Origin of the sequence: Streptomyces sp. NPDC058751 (assembly GCF_042746485.1) — a bacterium.
In the GTDB taxonomy this organism is placed as follows: Bacteria; Actinomycetota; Actinomycetes; order Streptomycetales; family Streptomycetaceae; genus Streptomyces.
This window is the reverse complement of the sequence record NZ_JBHYPZ010000062.1, coordinates 779-14,573: the sequence shown is the minus strand read 5'-3', so window position 1 is coordinate 14,573 and position 13,795 is coordinate 779. Positions and strand designations below refer to the sequence as shown.

The window sequence follows — 13,795 nt, the reverse complement described above, 5'->3', positions numbered from 1 at the left end:
TCTTCGGCAGGACGTGGGAGGGGGTTCCGGCTGTCCCGCACCGCTCGGTCGCGGCCGGACGGCGCGTGAGACAGTTGCGGGCCCGATCGGCGCGGTCGGGGTGTTCTTGTCTGTGGGGGCGTCGTTGTCCATGCGTGTTCGTTCTGCGCGGCCCGGTGATCCGGGCCGGATCGGTCCGTACCGGGTCATCGGCCGGCTGGGTTCGGGCGGTATGGGAACGGTCCATGCGGCCCTGGATCCGGGCGGGCGGCGTGTGGCGGTCAAGGTGGTCCACCCGGCGCAGGCCGGCGACGAGGAGTTCCGGGCCCGGTTCAAGCGGGAGGTCGAGGTGTCCCGGCGGATCACGGGGCCCTGTCTGGTGCCGGTGCTCGCCGCGGACCCCGGTGCTGCCGTTCCCTGGCTGGCCACCCCGTACGTGCCCGGCCCCACGCTCGGCGAGCACATCGCCGAGCACGGCCCCCTGTCCGGTGCCCGGCTGTACGCGCTGGCGGTCGGGACCGCGGCCGCGCTGGCGGCCGTCCACCAGGCCGGGGTGGTGCACCGCGACGTGAAGCCGGGCAACGTCATCCTGGCCCCGGACGGGCCGAGGGTGCTGGACTTCGGCATCGCCCACGCCCTGGACGGCACCTCGGTCACCCGGACCGGCGTGATGACCGGCACCACGGGCTGGATCAGCCCCGAGGGCTACCGCACCGGCGCCGTGGGGCCGGCCGGGGACGTCTTCGCCTGGGGAGCACTGATCGCCTACGCCGCCACCGGACGCCTCCCGTTCGGCACCGGCGCGCCGGACGCGGTCGCGGCCCGGGTGATGTCCGCCGACCCCGACCTCGCCGGGGTCCCCGAGGACCTCCTGGTCCTGGTGACGTCCGCGCTGGCCAAAACGCCGGAGGAGCGGCCCGCGGCCGCCGCGCTGGCCGGGCGGTGCACGGCACTGCTCGCCGTCCAGAGCACGCAGGTCCTCCAGCCCGGGGCCGAGGCGCCGACCCTGGCGGGTGACCTGGTGACGGCCGGGTGGGAGGGCCTGCCCGCCGTCGAGGACGACCCGGCCTGGAGCCTGGCCCTGCGCAGGGTCGCCCGCCGCCGCCTCTGGCTCACTGCCGCGGCCGCCGTGACCGGGTTCGCCGTGGCCGCCGCCGGCGTCCGCCTGATCGTGGAACAGGACCGGGACGGACAGCGGGGTACGCGGGCCGGGGCGGGCACGACGGCCTCCGCCACGGCATCCCCGGGTCGGCGTTCCGCGGCGGTGACCACATCGCCGGAAGCGGCGACCGCCTCCCGGGCGGCGGGCACTCCGGAAGCCGGTCAGGAGAAGAAGGCCCCGGCGGCGACCGGGTCCGCCACGTGCCTGCCGGTCACCTACAAGACCCCCACGGGCGACGCTGTCTGCGAGTCCAAGGAGAAGGTCTGCGCCGTCGGTTCCCCGTACTACGTCAAGGACATCGACAGCCTGTGCGGTGGCCCGCCCGTCCTGCAGAGGGTCAACATCATCTCCGAGCCGTCCACGGGCGGAGACCCGGGAGTCTTCTACTGCGTGGCCTGGACCGGCAGCGGCAGCGACACCTCCCGTGACGGCGTGCTGCTGATGAACGCCCCCGGCTACCAGTGCGGCGCCGACCTGGTGGACCCCGCCGGTGCCCAGGACGCGTCGGGGGACTACGCGATCGTCTTCTACGACACCGAGCAGAACTGCACGGCCCTGTACCCCGGAACCCGTCTGACCTACCCCGCGGTCCTGGACTACGGCAGCCTCGACGGCCGGCAACCCCCGCAGTACGTCTGCCTCACCGAACACGTCGGCGCCTGACCCGGGCAACGGGAGTCCGACCGCCGTGGAGGCCGTACGACGGGCCGCTGCCGCCGAGCCGGGCCGGAACCAGGGAGGTCCAGGGAAACCTCTCGCATATCGTCATCTTGACGATATGGTGATGGTGCCGTCGGACGGGTCCGTACGTACGACCGTCCGCGCTTGCCTGAAACCGTCTGACTCCGGAGGATCCTGTGGCGCTCGGCGAAGACACTCCCGGCACGGCGGCCGTCCGCTGCGAGCGCCTCGTGCCGGGCGACCCCGCGTGGCTCCGGGACTTCCACCGGGCGCACTCCATGCTCCTCGCCCCCTCGCCGCCGCGGCCGAGCGGGATCCGGCGCGGCTGCCGGACGGCATCGACCCGGTGGCGGCCCTGGCGGCGTGGGAGGCGCTGCGCGCCGCCCTCCCCGAAGCGCTGCGTACCCACGTTCCCGAGCCCGCCGACGACTTCGCCGAACCCGTGGAACGCACGGACCCCGCGGAATCGGTGAGCGACCGCGTGTACCGGCAGGCCGTGTCGGAACGCGACCGGGTCGCCCGGGGCAGTGGCCTGCGCGGACCCGACGGACGCGAACACATACCCGTGTACCTGGTGGAGCTCGCGGTGCGCGACCTGGACACGCTCGCGGCCGTGCTGGACCGCCTGGCGCAGGCCCTCGCCGGGCGGCTGCACGGCGCCGCGCTGCTGGACCGGATCGCCGAACACCACCCCTACCCGCTCGGCCCCTCCACCGCCTCCAGCCTGTGCGGCCACCTGCGGATCCTGCTGGAAACGCTCCGTCCCGAGCCCGCGCCGGAGGACCTGGCCCTGCTGCGGCCGCTGCTCGCGGCGCCCGTTCGGGCTGATGTCGGCGAACCGGTCCCGCGGGTGCTGACCACCGGGCAGGAGGCCGCCTACCGGCGCTTCGCGCACCGGGTCGCCGAGGCCGTCTGCCCGGGTGACCCGCGGGAGGGCGCCGCCTTCGCCTGGCGCTACTGACATCTCCGGGCGCCGACGGCACGGCGTCGCCCCTCCGCCCCGTCGGCGAACTCCCCTGACGCGTGCTCAAGAGGGTAGAGAGGTGGTTGTCGTCGAGCGAGAGGACGAGAGTCACGTGGATGTGTACGAAGCCGTGGACAGCCGCCGGGCCGTGCGGGCGTTCAGTGATGAGCCGGTGCCCAAAGAGGTTCTCGAACGAGTGCTGGCCGCTGCCGCGCGGGCTCCGTCGAGCGGAAATCTCCAGCCGTGGCATGTCTATGTCGTGGCAGGCGAGCCCTTGGCCGAGCTGAAGAAGCGTGCGACGGCCAGGGCGCTCGCGGGAGACCCGGGCGACGAGCGGGAGTATCCGATGTATCCGGCCGAGTTGTCCTCGCCGTATCTGGACCGCTTCTCCGCCGCGGCCGCCCAGCGGTACGAAGCGCTGGGAATCGAGCGTGACGACCCCGGCAGACCCATGAAGATCGCCGCTTTGAACTCGGGGGCGTTCGGGGCGCCGGTCGTGCTGTTCTGCTACCTCGACCGCACGATGGGTCCCGGGCAATGGGGGGATGCGGGGATGTACTTGCAGACGGTCATGCTGCTGCTGCGGGCGGAAGGGGTGCACACCTGTCCCCAGGTGATGTGGACGATGTACCGCAGGACCGTCGGCCAGACGGTCGGAGCCGATGACGGGCTCGTGCTGTTCTGCGGTGTCTCGGTGGGATTCGAGAGGGAAGGTGTGCCCCGGCTGCGTACCGGGCGGGCGGACATGACGGAGACGGTGAGCTTCGTCGGAGTGTGACCGCCGACGAGATCCGCAGGCACGACCGTCTCCGTGTCCCCGCGCTCATCGACCAAGATCAGTCGCAGGACGGCCCGTTAGGGTCGGCGGCATGACCACATCCCTTGCAAGCAGTGCATTCGACTCGCTCCGCCTCGACGCCGTGCCCGATCAGGACGCGTTGCGCCGGGTCTACGAACTGCCCAAGGACACGGCCGTACGCAAGCAGACGGCCGAACTCACCGAGCAGACCCGACGGTTGATCGGCTGCTCGTCGCTGGTCCTGGTCGCCAGCACGGACGCCGAGGGCAACTGCGACGTTTCCCCGCGCGGCGGTCCCGCCGGGTTCGTCGCCGTCCTGGACGCGCGGACGGTGGCGATACCGGACGCGACCGGCAACAAGCGTCTGGACACCCTGCAGAACGTCGTCGCCACCGGACGGGCCGGGCTGCTGTTCGTCATCCCGGGACGCACCACGACGCTCAGGGTGAACGGCCGGGCCTGTGTCTCCACCCGCCCGGAGCTGTTGTCGCGGCTGACCGCCGTGGGCAAACCCCCGGCCAGTGCGCTGGTGCTGGGGATCGAGGAGGTCTACCCGCACTGCCCCAAGTCGCTCCTGCGCAGTGGAGCCTGGAAGCCGGAGCAGTGGCCGCCGGCGGACGCCCAGCCGGCCTCGGCCGAGGTGACGCTGGCCCAGCTGCGGACGCCGGAGCTGACGATCGCCGACATCGAGCGGGCGGAGGCGGATTCGCTGAAGTACCGCTACGAGTGACGGGCCGACCCGCGCGACCGGTGCGGCCAGGGCGCTGAGGCTCGAGCACGACTGCTTCTGGCCCGTGTCGGGCGATGAACTCCACGACGTACCCGACGTACCCGACGAACCGAGAACGATCACGATCGGGCAGCTCTCCGAGCGACGGAATCACCTTGGGGACCTTCTCTCCGACCCGGACCGGGCCGTGGGGCACCACCTGGGGAGTACTAGGGACGGTTCGGGTCCAGGGCTTCGCGGACGGCGGTCAGGATGGCTTCGGTGTCGGCGCCCAGCGCACGGGCGGCCGACGTGAAGTCGCGTGCGAGGGTGGTGAGTTGGGAGGGGTGGGGCCGGGCCGGGCCGGCCGGGAGTGCCGCGACCCGGGAACCCGCCCCGCGGCGGGTGCGGATCAGCTCTGCGGCTTCCAGCTCACGGTAGGCGCGGGCCACGGTTCCTGGGGCGAGACCGAGGTCCGTGGCCAACTGGCGCACGGTCGGCAGCCGGTCCCCCTCGGCCAGCCGTCCGGTGAGGATCAGCGCGCCGAGCTGGGCGCGGATCTGAGCGTACGGGGGCACCTGACTGGTGGTGTCGACGCGGACGGCGGGATCATTCATGGTCGGGGAACTCCTCGGCCCCGTCGTCGCTCACGGCCCTCGGGGTCACGAGGGTGACCAGGGACCAGACGACGGTGAACAGGTTCAGCAGTGCCAGAGGGTAGAACACCCAGAAGGTGAGTGCGCCCATCGCACCGGCACAGCCCGTGTCCGTCAGTGAGACGGAGACCATCAGTACGGCGTACAACTGCTGGCTCGACACCAGCAGGCCCCAGGCCCCGGTCACCGCCCACGCACGGTCGCGACGCTGCTGCTCCCCGCCTGCTCCGTCGGCGATGCGGCGCAGGGCCCACACGCAGGTCGGAGTGGCTATGGCGAGCGCGCCGAACATCGGAAGGCTGTAGTACAGGCCGGGCCAGGGACCGAGCGTCGTCCGCATCCCGTTGCAGGTGACGGCTACGACCTTCCCCGTGCTGAAGACGCGGTCGGGGTCGACGGAAGCCGTGACGGCCGTGATCGCCAGCAGCGCGGTGAGTGAGATCCCCTGAAGGGCGATCAGGGGACCCATGCGTGGTGGTACGTGGTTTCTGACCAGACGAGGGACGAGACTCGCGGTGCGTACCACGTCCTGAGGGACCAGGGTCAGCGCGTCGGCGAGAAGCACGCCTGCCACCGCGCACAGGCCGAAGGCCGTGATGCAGAAGACGACGCGCTGCTCGAATTCGACGTTCCCCAGTGTGGAGATCGCCTGCGCGGTGATGATGCCGACGGCCAGCCCCGACCAGCGGGCGAAGTGATCGGCGTGCTCGAGGAAGCGGCGTTGGAGCGGGGCGGTTTCGAGCATGGAGAGGTCCCCTCGGATCATCTTGTATCAAGTGACTAGTACAAGATGCCGTAGACGGAATCTTGTGTCAAAGAGCCGATACAAGATGACGCCGAGAGGCAGGGTCCACCCGTGATGCCGCTGGGTCGAACCCCAAGGAGCGATCTTGGTCTTGCGCCGGAGGGCGGCCGGCCGCCTACGAGGCCGATGGCGCAGGTGTGGCTGTCGGCATCGACGACGACCTGCACGTTCACCGGGGCCGGGATACCGTCGATGTTCGTGGCGGATGTCTTCCAAGGCGGTCAATTCCTCGCCACGAGTTCCTTGAGCGCGATGTTGAGTTCCAGGACGTTCACCCGCGGCTCGCCGATGAAGCCGAGGGTGCGGCCCTGCGTCCGCTCCTCGACCAGCTTCCGCACCGCGCCGACCGGCAGTCCGTTCTTCGCGGCGACCCGGTGCACCTGCAGTTCGGCGTACCGAGGGGAGATGGCCGGGTCCAGGCCGGAGCCGGAGGAGGCGACCGCGTCCGCGGGGACGTCCGAGGGCCTGACCTCGTGGCCGGGCACCGAGTTGTCCTCGACGACGGCGGCCTTGGCGTCCTCGACCTGCCGGACGAGGTCCTTGCTGTCGGCGGCGAGGTTGGTGGCGCCGGAAAGGACCAGCTTGTACCGGGTGTTGACGCTGTTGGTGCCGAGCCCGTTCGCGGGGCGGCCCTGGAACCACTTCAGGTCCGGGTCGGGTGTCTCCTGGCCCTTCTTCGGCGGCAGGTCGTACGACTGCCCTATCAGGGACGAGCCGACCACCCTGCCGTCCGCCTTGATCTCGGAGCCGTTCGCCTTGTTCCCGAACAGCCCTTGCGCGATGCCGGTGACGGCCAGCGGGTAGACGACGCCGGTCACCAGGGTCAGCATGAGGAGGGCGCGCAGGCCCGCCCCGAGCAGCCGGGCGGTGTTGGTCACGGAGTTGTTCATGGCGTCAGCACGCTTTCGAGGAGTTACAGCCAGGGAACGAGGGAGACGAGAAGGTCGATGATCTTGATGCCGACGAACGGGACGACCAGCCCGCCGAGGCCGTAGATCCCGAGGTTGCGGCGGAGCATCCTGTCGGCGCTCGTCGGGCGGTAGCGCACACCCTTCAGGGACAGCGGGACCAGCGCAATGATGATCAGTGCGTTGAAGACGACGGCGGAGAGGATCGCGGAGTCGGGCGAGGACAGGTCCATGATGTTGAGCTTGTCCAGGCTGGGGTAGACCGCGGCGAACAGCGCCGGGATGATCGCGAAGTACTTGGCGACGTCGTTGGCGATGGAGAACGTGGTCAGCGCGCCCCGGGTGATGAGCAGTTGCTTGCCGATCTCGACGATCTCGATGAGCTTGGTCGGGTCGGAGTCCAGGTCGACCATGTTCCCGGCCTCCTTGGCGGCCGAGGTCCCGGTGTTCATGGCCACGCCGACGTCGGCCTGGGCGAGCGCGGGGGCGTCGTTGGTGCCGTCGCCGGTCATCGCGACGAGCTTGCCGCCTGCCTGTTCCCGCTTGATGAGCGCCATCTTGTCCTCGGGGGTGGCCTCCGCGAGGAAGTCGTCGACGCCCGCCTCCTCGGCGATCGCCTTGGCCGTCAGCGGGTTGTCGCCCGTGATCATGACGGTCTTGATGCCCATGCGGCGCAGCTCGTCGAACCGCTCGCGCATGCCGTCCTTGACGACGTCCTTGAGGTGGATGACACCGAGGATCCGTGCACCGCGTGCGTCGGACACGGCGACGAGCAGCGGGGTGCCGCCGGCTGCGGAGATGCCGCCCGCGATGCCGTCCGCGTCCTCGGAGACCGTCCCGCCCTGCTCCTCGACCCAGGCGACGACCGAGGCGGTGGCGCCCTTGCGGATCTTCCGTCCACCGACGTCGACGCCCGACATACGGGTCTGGGCGGTGAAGGCGACCCACTCGGCGCCCGTGAGCTCGCCCTGGTGGCGTTCGCGCAGTCCGTACTTCTCCTTCGCCAGGACGACGACGGAGCGGCCCTCGGGCGTCTCGTCGGCCAGGGAGGAGAGCTGGGCGGCGTCGGCGGCCTCGGCCTCGGTCGTCCCCGTCACCGGGACGAACTCGGACGCCTGCCGGTTGCCGAGCGTGATGGTGCCGGTCTTGTCCAGCAGCAGCGTCGAGACGTCCCCGGCGGCCTCGACCGCCCGTCCGGACATGGCGAGCACGTTGCGCTGCACCAGCCGGTCCATGCCGGCGATGCCGATCGCGGAGAGCAGGGCGCCGATGGTGGTCGGGATCAGACAGACCAGCAGGGCCACCAGCACGACCATCGTGAGGTGGGTGCCCGCGTAGTCCGCGAGCGGCGGCAGTGTGGCGCAGGCCAGCAGGAAGACGATCGTCAGGGACGCGAGAAGGATGTTGAGCGCGATCTCGTTGGGTGTCTTCTGCCGGGCCGCGCCCTCGACCAGGTTGATCATCCGGTCGATGAAGGTCTCACCGGGCTTCGTCGTGATCTTGACGACGATCCGGTCGGAGAGCACCTTCGTGCCGCCGGTGACGGCGGAGCGGTCGCCGCCGGACTCCCGGATGACCGGGGCCGACTCACCGGTGATGGCCGACTCGTCCACCGAGGCCACGCCCTCGACGACGTCACCGTCGCCGGGGATGATGTCACCGGCCTCGCAGACGACCAGGTCGCCGATCGTCAGCGCGGTGCCCGGCACCTGTTCCTCGGAACCGGCGCCGTCCTCCAGCAGGCGGCGGGCGACCGTGTCGGTCTTGGCCCTGCGCAGGGTGTCCGCCTGCGCCTTGCCGCGCCCTTCGGCCACCGCCTCCGCCAGGTTGGCGAAGACGACGGTGAGCCACAGCCAGGCGCTGATCGTCCAGCCGAACCAGTCACCCGGGTGCTGGAAGGAGAACACGGTGGTCAGGACCGAGCCGATCCACACCACGAACATCACAGGCGCCTTGACCATCACCCGCGGATCGAGCTTGCGGAACGCCTCCGGTACGGACCTGATGAGCTGCTTGGGGTCGAACAGGCCCGCTCCGACACGGCCCTCGGCCGGCTTGTGCCCGGTGAGGACGTCGCGGTGCGGCGCCATGGTGGGTGTGGTTGCGGACATGGAGTCCTCTGGGTTCTCTGTGCGGGTCGTCATCACGCCAGCCCCTCGGCCAGCGGGCCCAGGGCGAGGGCCGGGAAGTAGGTCAGACCGGTGATGATCAGGATCGCGCCCACCAGCAGACCGGTGAACAGCGGTTTCTCGGTGCGCAGGGTGCCGGCCGTCACCGGGACCGGCTGCTGTCCGGCGAGCGAGCCGGCCAGCGCCAGCACGAAGATCATCGGCAGGAAACGGCCGAGCAGCATCGCGAGCCCGGTCGTCGTGTTGTACCAGTCGGTGTTCGCGTTCAGACCGGCGAAGGCCGAGCCGTTGTTGTTGGCCGCCGAGGTGAAGGCGTACAGCACCTCGGAGAATCCGTGCGCGCCGGAGTTGAGCATCGAGTGCGGCGGGGTCGGCAGCGCCATGGAGGCGGCGGTGAGGACCAGCACCAAGGCGGGGGTGATGAGGATGTAGCAGGCGGCGAGCTTCATCTCGCGGCCGCCGATCTTCTTGCCCAGGTACTCGGGGGTGCGGCCGACCATCAGACCGGCGATGAACACCGCGATGACCGCCATGATCAGCATGCCGTAGAGACCGGACCCGGTGCCGCCGGGCGCGATCTCGCCGAGCTGCATGCCCAGCAGGGTGATGCCGCCGCCGAGCCCGGTGAACGAGGAGTGGAAGGAGTCCACCGCGCCGGTCGAGGTGAGTGTCGTCGCCACGGCGAAGATCGACGAGGCGCCGACACCGAAGCGGGTCTCCTTGCCCTCCATCGCGGCGCCCGCGGCCTGCAGCGCGGGACCGTGGTGGGCGAACTCGGTCCACATCATCAGCGCGGTGAAGCCGATCCAGATGGTGGCCATCGTGGCGAGGATCGCGTAGCCCTGCTTCACCGAGCCGACCATCACGCCGAAGGTCCGGGTCAGTGAGAACGGGATCACCAGGATCAGGAAGATCTCGAAGAGGTTGGTGAACGGGGTCGGGTTCTCGAAGGGGTGGGCGCTGTTGGCGTTGAAGTAGCCGCCGCCGTTGGTGCCGAGCTCCTTGATGGCCTCCTGGGAGGCGACCGCGCCGCCGTTCCACTGCTGCGAGCCACCAGTGAACTGTCCGACCTCGTGAATGCCGGAGAAGTTCTGGATCGCCCCGCAGGCGACGAGGACCACCGCGGCGATCGCGGCACCCGGAAGCAGGATGCGCAGCGTTCCGCGCACCAGGTCGGTCCAGAAGTTGCCCAGCTCACCGGTGCGCGACCGTGCAAAGCCCCGTACCAGCGCCACCGCGACCGCCATGCCGACGGCCGCGGAGACGAAGTTCTGCACGGCCAGACCGGCGGTCTGCACGACGTGGCCCATGGTCTGCTCGCCGTAGTACGACTGCCAGTTGGTGTTCGTCACGAACGACACGGCCGTGTTGAACGACTGTGCCGGGTCGACCGAGTCGAAGTGCAACGACCCCGGCAGCACGCCCTGCAGCCGCTGGAGCAGATACAGGAACAGGACGCTGACCGCGGAGAAGGCCAGGACACCGCGCAGATAGGCGGGCCAGGTCATCTCCGCGTCGGGATCGGCACCGATGCCCTTGTAGATCCACTTCTCCGCCCTGAGGTGCCTGGTGGAGGAGTAGACCCGGGCCATGTAATTGCCGACGGGGATGTAGGCAAGCGCCAGCGCGCCTGTGAGGGCGAGCAACTGGAGGACGCCGGCGAGGACAGGGCTCATGCCGTCCGCTGCGACAGAAGCTGATGTCACCGTCAGAACCTCTCCGGGAAAACCAGGGCGAGGACGAGATAACCCAGCAGGGCGACGGCCACGATCAGGCCGACGACGTTCTCGGCGGTCACAGCTTCGTCACCCCCTTGGCGACAAGGGCCACCAGCGCGAAACCCGCGAGCACGGTGACGACGAAGGCCAGATCGGCCATCGCGAACTCCTGAAGTGAGGTTCGGTTGATCGGACAGTTAGAGGAAACCGCCGCCGTGACCGGATCCGGCCGCCGTTGACGGCTCCCTTACGGCGGCGCATCCGGCCTTGACGGGGCTCTTACGGCCGCTGATCCGCACCCTCGACGAGACCGTCGCGGCGGTTGCCTCATGGACGTAGGCGGCCGTGGGACGGCCCGGACCACACCGCTCGTACGCCGGCCGCACCAGCTCCATGCCGGGATCTCGCTCCGCCCAGGAGCGTTCGAAGGTGTGCCTCTGCTCCTGGTCCTCGAGATCCGTGTGGCGGACGGTCACCCCGCGGACCTCGTCACCGAGCGAGAACGCCCCGCTCACGGTGTCGTCGGCCGGCGGGAACGCGGGCGACGTCACTCGGTTATCGTCGCCGGATGCCTGGAGCTCCCGAGAAGTTCAACAGCGCGATGACCACCTGGCAGGAATGGCAGGACGCCCCCTGGGGCCGTCTGCGGTACGCGATCGCCGAGGCGAACCTCGCCCGTCATCTCGACGACCTGGGCGACGGTCCGTTGCGGATACTCGACCTCGCCGGAGGCGACGGCGGTGACGCGATGCGCCTGGCCGCCCGCGGACATCACGTCACCATCGTCGACCACGCACCCGCCATGCTCGCCGCCGCGACCGAGCGGGCCTCGACGGCCGGCCTGACGGAGCTGATCACATGCGTGCACGCCGACGTGACCGCTCTGCCCGCCGATATCGCCGATGGAGCGTTCGACGTGGTCCTGTGCCACAACCTTCTCCAGTACGTGGACGACGTGCCGGGCGTCCTCGCCACGGCCCTCGCCCCGCTGAAGTCCGGCGGGCTGTTCTCGATGATGGCGATCAACCGTCACTCGGCAGCCTTGAACATCGCCGTTCGCGAGACCGACCCCGCCGCCGCGCTGGCCGCGCTCGGCACGGACCGGTCCCGGGCCCAGACGTTCGACTCGGCGGTGACACTCCACACGGCCGAAGAGATCATCCCTGTCCTGCGGAGCCTCGGCTGCCAGGACGTACAGCACTACGGCATCCGCAGCTTCTGCGACTACATCACCGACGACGCGCGAAAGTACGACCCGGCGTTCTACGCCGACCTCGAGCAACTGGAACTCGCCACGACCGCGCGTCCGCCCTACATGCACACCGCTCGGCTCTTCCAGCTGACGGCGCGGAAGCAGGGCGTCTGAGCCCGGACCACGAAGAACAGACCAAGTGACCTGGGACGTCTTCGAGCAACCACAGCGCAAGGCCTGCGACTATAAGGACGGGGAAGGGGTTCATGGAAAGGTTCGAGACGGAGAGTCTGGCGCTCATGCCTGGCCAGAAGGTTCAGGCCAGGGTCCTCAGCCATCACCCGTGGGGTGTGGTTGTCGAGATCGTCGGTTACGAGAACGCCGGTCTGTCGGCCTCCATCGACATGATCCAGCAGTTCTCCCGGACCACGAGCAGCCATGCCGAACTGCTCGCGCTCTTTCCACCCGTCGGTTCGCAGATCGATGCGGTGATCGAGCAGATACAGTGCTGGCGTCCGCCGGTGTCAGTGCGGCTCAGCATCCGGCCTGCCGACCTGGAGTCGCTGGCCTGGCGCTGCGACTTCTGTGGTGAACGGATCACGTTGAGCCCAGGTGGAGACGCCCTCGTCCTGGACTCGCGGAGCAACGACGGCCCAGGAAGCCACACCGTCATCTCCCACCGGCAGTGCCTGGCCGAGCGAATCCACCCGGAGAACGCCGGAGAGCGGGCGCGAGCATGGGAGATCGGGAAGATGTACTGAGAGTCGTAGGGCCCGTGCCCGACCGCCTACCGGCATGGCTGAGCTCGACAGCTCATTCGGCGATATCCAAGCGGTAGTTCAGGGCAGGGCAGCGTGCGTCCGCTGTCCGATGCTTCGACTCGACTCGACTCGACTCGACTCGACTCGACTCGACTCGGCCCAGGCCCCGTGGCTGATGAAGATCGAGGCGAACACTTGTCGACGACTTGAAGAGGCCCATCGGATCCGGTGGCCGGGCGAGGTCGCCGCTCTGCAGGAGAGCCTGCGGCACATCGCCGAGAAGAAGCGGCAAGCTGACCGATCGCGCGGGCAGGCTGAGCAAGGAGGCAACGTCCACTGCCGACCGGCAGGAACGGTCGTAGTCGCTGCCACGCGGCATCCGCCAGATCACCCCGTCCCATACTCATGTCAGTTACCCAGCCAGGGGGCAGTCATATGATCGTCCGGACGGTTTCTGGCCTGGGGTCTTATGACGTGCTGCTAGATCCTGCGGTCCATGGCGGAGGCGAAACCCAGCCAGGTGTGACGGTTGCCCCACCAGCACCAGCCGACTTTCGGGGCGTTGCGTCGCTCGCGGCCGTCTCGTCCCGTGCCGTTGCTGATCCAGATCGCCGGTGTGCGGGCGTCCAGGGCGCCGTTGTCCTTGCGCAGCCGGGAGCCGATGGTCATGAAGCAGCGGTTGCGCTCGAGGATCGCCGGCTGCTGGAGAATCCAGTGGATGCCTTCGGTGAGCAGCAGCGGGGTGCGGCTCTCCTTGGCGAGAGCGGGCAGTGCTTCGTCAGGGCTCCAGTTGGCCAGGTGGTCACCGCGGTCGAGGCCTGTGACGAGGTAAAGAGGAGCGTCGGGCAGTTCAACGGCACAGGGGGTGAAGCGGTCGACGTCAGTCATGTCGGTGACAACGAAGCCTTGCTTACCGGCACGGTCAAGCAACGGCGCGAGGGTGGAAGCAGGGGCGCGACCGGGGAGGACGGCGAGCAGGGCGTCGCCCTCTTCACAGTCGGCGCTTTCGGCGAAGGCGTGCAGGTCGTCTGCGGGAATCCCCGCGAGTTCGTGCACGCCAAGCTCGATGAGGCGTGCTGCCTGGGCGGAAAGCGGTGGAAGAGGGGCGGTGAGGATGGACGGGGTCTCCGACATATCGCTTCCTTGGTCTACGGTTCGAAGCGGTGGACCTGAGGTCAAACGAGACACTCCGCCGGAGGGTTGGCAGGCCCACCGCGCGGGGGGGGCGGGGACCCACCCCCCCCCCTGCCCCCCCCCCCGGGGGGGACCCCCCCCCAGTGAAACAGAGCGACCCCCCCGCGGCAGCCCCCCCCGACCTACACCCCTACCGCG

General features: G+C 69.6%; 14 protein-coding genes. 6 read left to right on the top strand and 8 right to left on the bottom strand.

Annotation, left to right across the window (positions count from 1 at the left end; genetic code table 11):
* Window positions 1-211: 211 nt before the first annotated feature.
* The 4 genes from ACFW6B_RS37730 (at window position 212) to ACFW6B_RS37715 (ending at window position 4,315) form a co-directional block, all read left to right on the top strand.
* Window positions 212-1,804 (top strand): serine/threonine protein kinase, encoded by a 1,593-nt coding sequence (locus ACFW6B_RS37730; RefSeq protein ID WP_386603761.1) that lies wholly within the window; start codon window positions 212-214, stop codon window positions 1,802-1,804.
* Between the two features lie 265 nt (window positions 1,805-2,069).
* Window positions 2,070-2,783 (top strand): hypothetical protein, encoded by a 714-nt coding sequence (locus ACFW6B_RS37725; RefSeq protein ID WP_386603759.1) that lies wholly within the window; start codon window positions 2,070-2,072, stop codon window positions 2,781-2,783.
* 115 nt (window positions 2,784-2,898) lie between these two features.
* The gene (locus tag ACFW6B_RS37720; RefSeq protein WP_386603819.1) at window positions 2,899-3,564 is read left to right on the top strand and encodes a nitroreductase; all 666 of its coding nucleotides are present in this window, start codon (window positions 2,899-2,901) and stop codon (window positions 3,562-3,564) included.
* 91 nt (window positions 3,565-3,655) lie between these two features.
* A complete protein-coding gene (locus ACFW6B_RS37715) occupies window positions 3,656-4,315 on the top strand; it encodes an MSMEG_1061 family FMN-dependent PPOX-type flavoprotein (protein ID WP_386603757.1) in 660 nt (219 codons plus the stop codon).
* Window positions 4,316-4,524: 209 nt separating this feature from the next.
* On the opposite strand, the gene ACFW6B_RS37710 is transcribed toward ACFW6B_RS37715, so the two are convergent.
* The 7 genes from ACFW6B_RS37710 to ACFW6B_RS37680 all read right to left on the bottom strand — a co-directional run bounded on the left by ACFW6B_RS37710 (window position 4,525) and on the right by ACFW6B_RS37680 (window position 11,061).
* Window positions 4,525-4,911: a GntR family transcriptional regulator gene (locus ACFW6B_RS37710; RefSeq protein WP_386603756.1), complete on the bottom strand. Its 387-nt coding sequence runs from the start codon at window positions 4,909-4,911 to the stop codon at window positions 4,525-4,527.
* Window positions 4,904-5,695: a hypothetical protein gene (locus tag ACFW6B_RS37705; RefSeq protein ID WP_386603754.1), complete on the bottom strand. Its 792-nt coding sequence runs from the start codon at window positions 5,693-5,695 to the stop codon at window positions 4,904-4,906. The genes ACFW6B_RS37710 and ACFW6B_RS37705 overlap by 8 nt, the downstream gene beginning before the upstream one ends.
* Before the next feature lie 281 nt (window positions 5,696-5,976).
* The gene (locus ACFW6B_RS37700; protein ID WP_386603753.1) at window positions 5,977-6,645 is read right to left on the bottom strand and encodes a potassium-transporting ATPase subunit C; all 669 of its coding nucleotides are present in this window, start codon (window positions 6,643-6,645) and stop codon (window positions 5,977-5,979) included.
* Window positions 6,646-6,668: 23 nt separating this feature from the next.
* Window positions 6,669-8,774: a potassium-transporting ATPase subunit KdpB gene (gene kdpB / locus ACFW6B_RS37695; RefSeq protein WP_386603751.1), complete on the bottom strand. Its 2,106-nt coding sequence runs from the start codon at window positions 8,772-8,774 to the stop codon at window positions 6,669-6,671.
* A 32-nt stretch (window positions 8,775-8,806) separates the two neighbouring features.
* The gene (gene kdpA, locus ACFW6B_RS37690; protein ID WP_386603749.1) at window positions 8,807-10,468 is read right to left on the bottom strand and encodes a potassium-transporting ATPase subunit KdpA; all 1,662 of its coding nucleotides are present in this window, start codon (window positions 10,466-10,468) and stop codon (window positions 8,807-8,809) included.
* A 32-nt stretch (window positions 10,469-10,500) separates the two neighbouring features.
* A complete protein-coding gene (gene kdpF, locus ACFW6B_RS37685; protein WP_037896654.1) occupies window positions 10,501-10,590 on the bottom strand; it encodes a K(+)-transporting ATPase subunit F in 90 nt (29 codons plus the stop codon).
* A 117-nt stretch (window positions 10,591-10,707) separates the two neighbouring features.
* The gene (locus tag ACFW6B_RS37680; protein WP_386603746.1) at window positions 10,708-11,061 is read right to left on the bottom strand and encodes a hypothetical protein; all 354 of its coding nucleotides are present in this window, start codon (window positions 11,059-11,061) and stop codon (window positions 10,708-10,710) included.
* Window positions 11,062-11,078: 17 nt separating this feature from the next.
* On the opposite strand from ACFW6B_RS37680, the gene ACFW6B_RS37675 reads away from it, so the two are divergent.
* The gene (locus tag ACFW6B_RS37675) at window positions 11,079-11,876 is read left to right on the top strand and encodes a class I SAM-dependent methyltransferase (RefSeq protein WP_386603744.1); all 798 of its coding nucleotides are present in this window, start codon (window positions 11,079-11,081) and stop codon (window positions 11,874-11,876) included.
* A gap of 92 nt (window positions 11,877-11,968) precedes the next feature.
* A complete protein-coding gene (locus ACFW6B_RS37670) occupies window positions 11,969-12,463 on the top strand; it encodes a hypothetical protein (protein ID WP_386603742.1) in 495 nt (164 codons plus the stop codon).
* 480 nt (window positions 12,464-12,943) lie between these two features.
* On the opposite strand, the gene ACFW6B_RS37665 is transcribed toward ACFW6B_RS37670, so the two are convergent.
* A complete protein-coding gene (locus ACFW6B_RS37665; RefSeq protein WP_386603740.1) occupies window positions 12,944-13,597 on the bottom strand; it encodes a DUF5701 family protein in 654 nt (217 codons plus the stop codon).
* Window positions 13,598-13,795 lie beyond the last annotated feature (198 nt).

Excerpts from the sequence above, each read along its gene's own strand:
- ACFW6B_RS37730 (WP_386603761.1), top strand. The coding sequence starts at position 212 with ATGGGAACGGTCCATGCGGCCCTGGATCCGGGCGGGCGGCGTGTGGCG.
- ACFW6B_RS37715 (WP_386603757.1), top strand. The coding sequence starts at position 3,656 with ATGACCACATCCCTTGCAAGCAGTGCATTCGACTCGCTCCGCCTCGAC.
- ACFW6B_RS37710 (WP_386603756.1), bottom strand. The coding sequence starts at position 4,911 with ATGAATGATCCCGCCGTCCGCGTCGACACCACCAGTCAGGTGCCCCCG.
- ACFW6B_RS37705 (WP_386603754.1), bottom strand. The coding sequence starts at position 5,695 with ATGCTCGAAACCGCCCCGCTCCAACGCCGCTTCCTCGAGCACGCCGAT.
- ACFW6B_RS37700 (WP_386603753.1), bottom strand. The coding sequence starts at position 6,645 with ATGAACAACTCCGTGACCAACACCGCCCGGCTGCTCGGGGCGGGCCTG.
- kdpB (WP_386603751.1), bottom strand. The coding sequence starts at position 8,774 with ATGTCCGCAACCACACCCACCATGGCGCCGCACCGCGACGTCCTCACC.
- kdpA (WP_386603749.1), bottom strand. The coding sequence starts at position 10,468 with ATGAGCCCTGTCCTCGCCGGCGTCCTCCAGTTGCTCGCCCTCACAGGC.
- ACFW6B_RS37675 (WP_386603744.1), top strand. The coding sequence starts at position 11,079 with ATGCCTGGAGCTCCCGAGAAGTTCAACAGCGCGATGACCACCTGGCAG.
- ACFW6B_RS37670 (WP_386603742.1), top strand. The coding sequence starts at position 11,969 with ATGGAAAGGTTCGAGACGGAGAGTCTGGCGCTCATGCCTGGCCAGAAG.
- ACFW6B_RS37665 (WP_386603740.1), bottom strand. The coding sequence starts at position 13,597 with ATGTCGGAGACCCCGTCCATCCTCACCGCCCCTCTTCCACCGCTTTCC.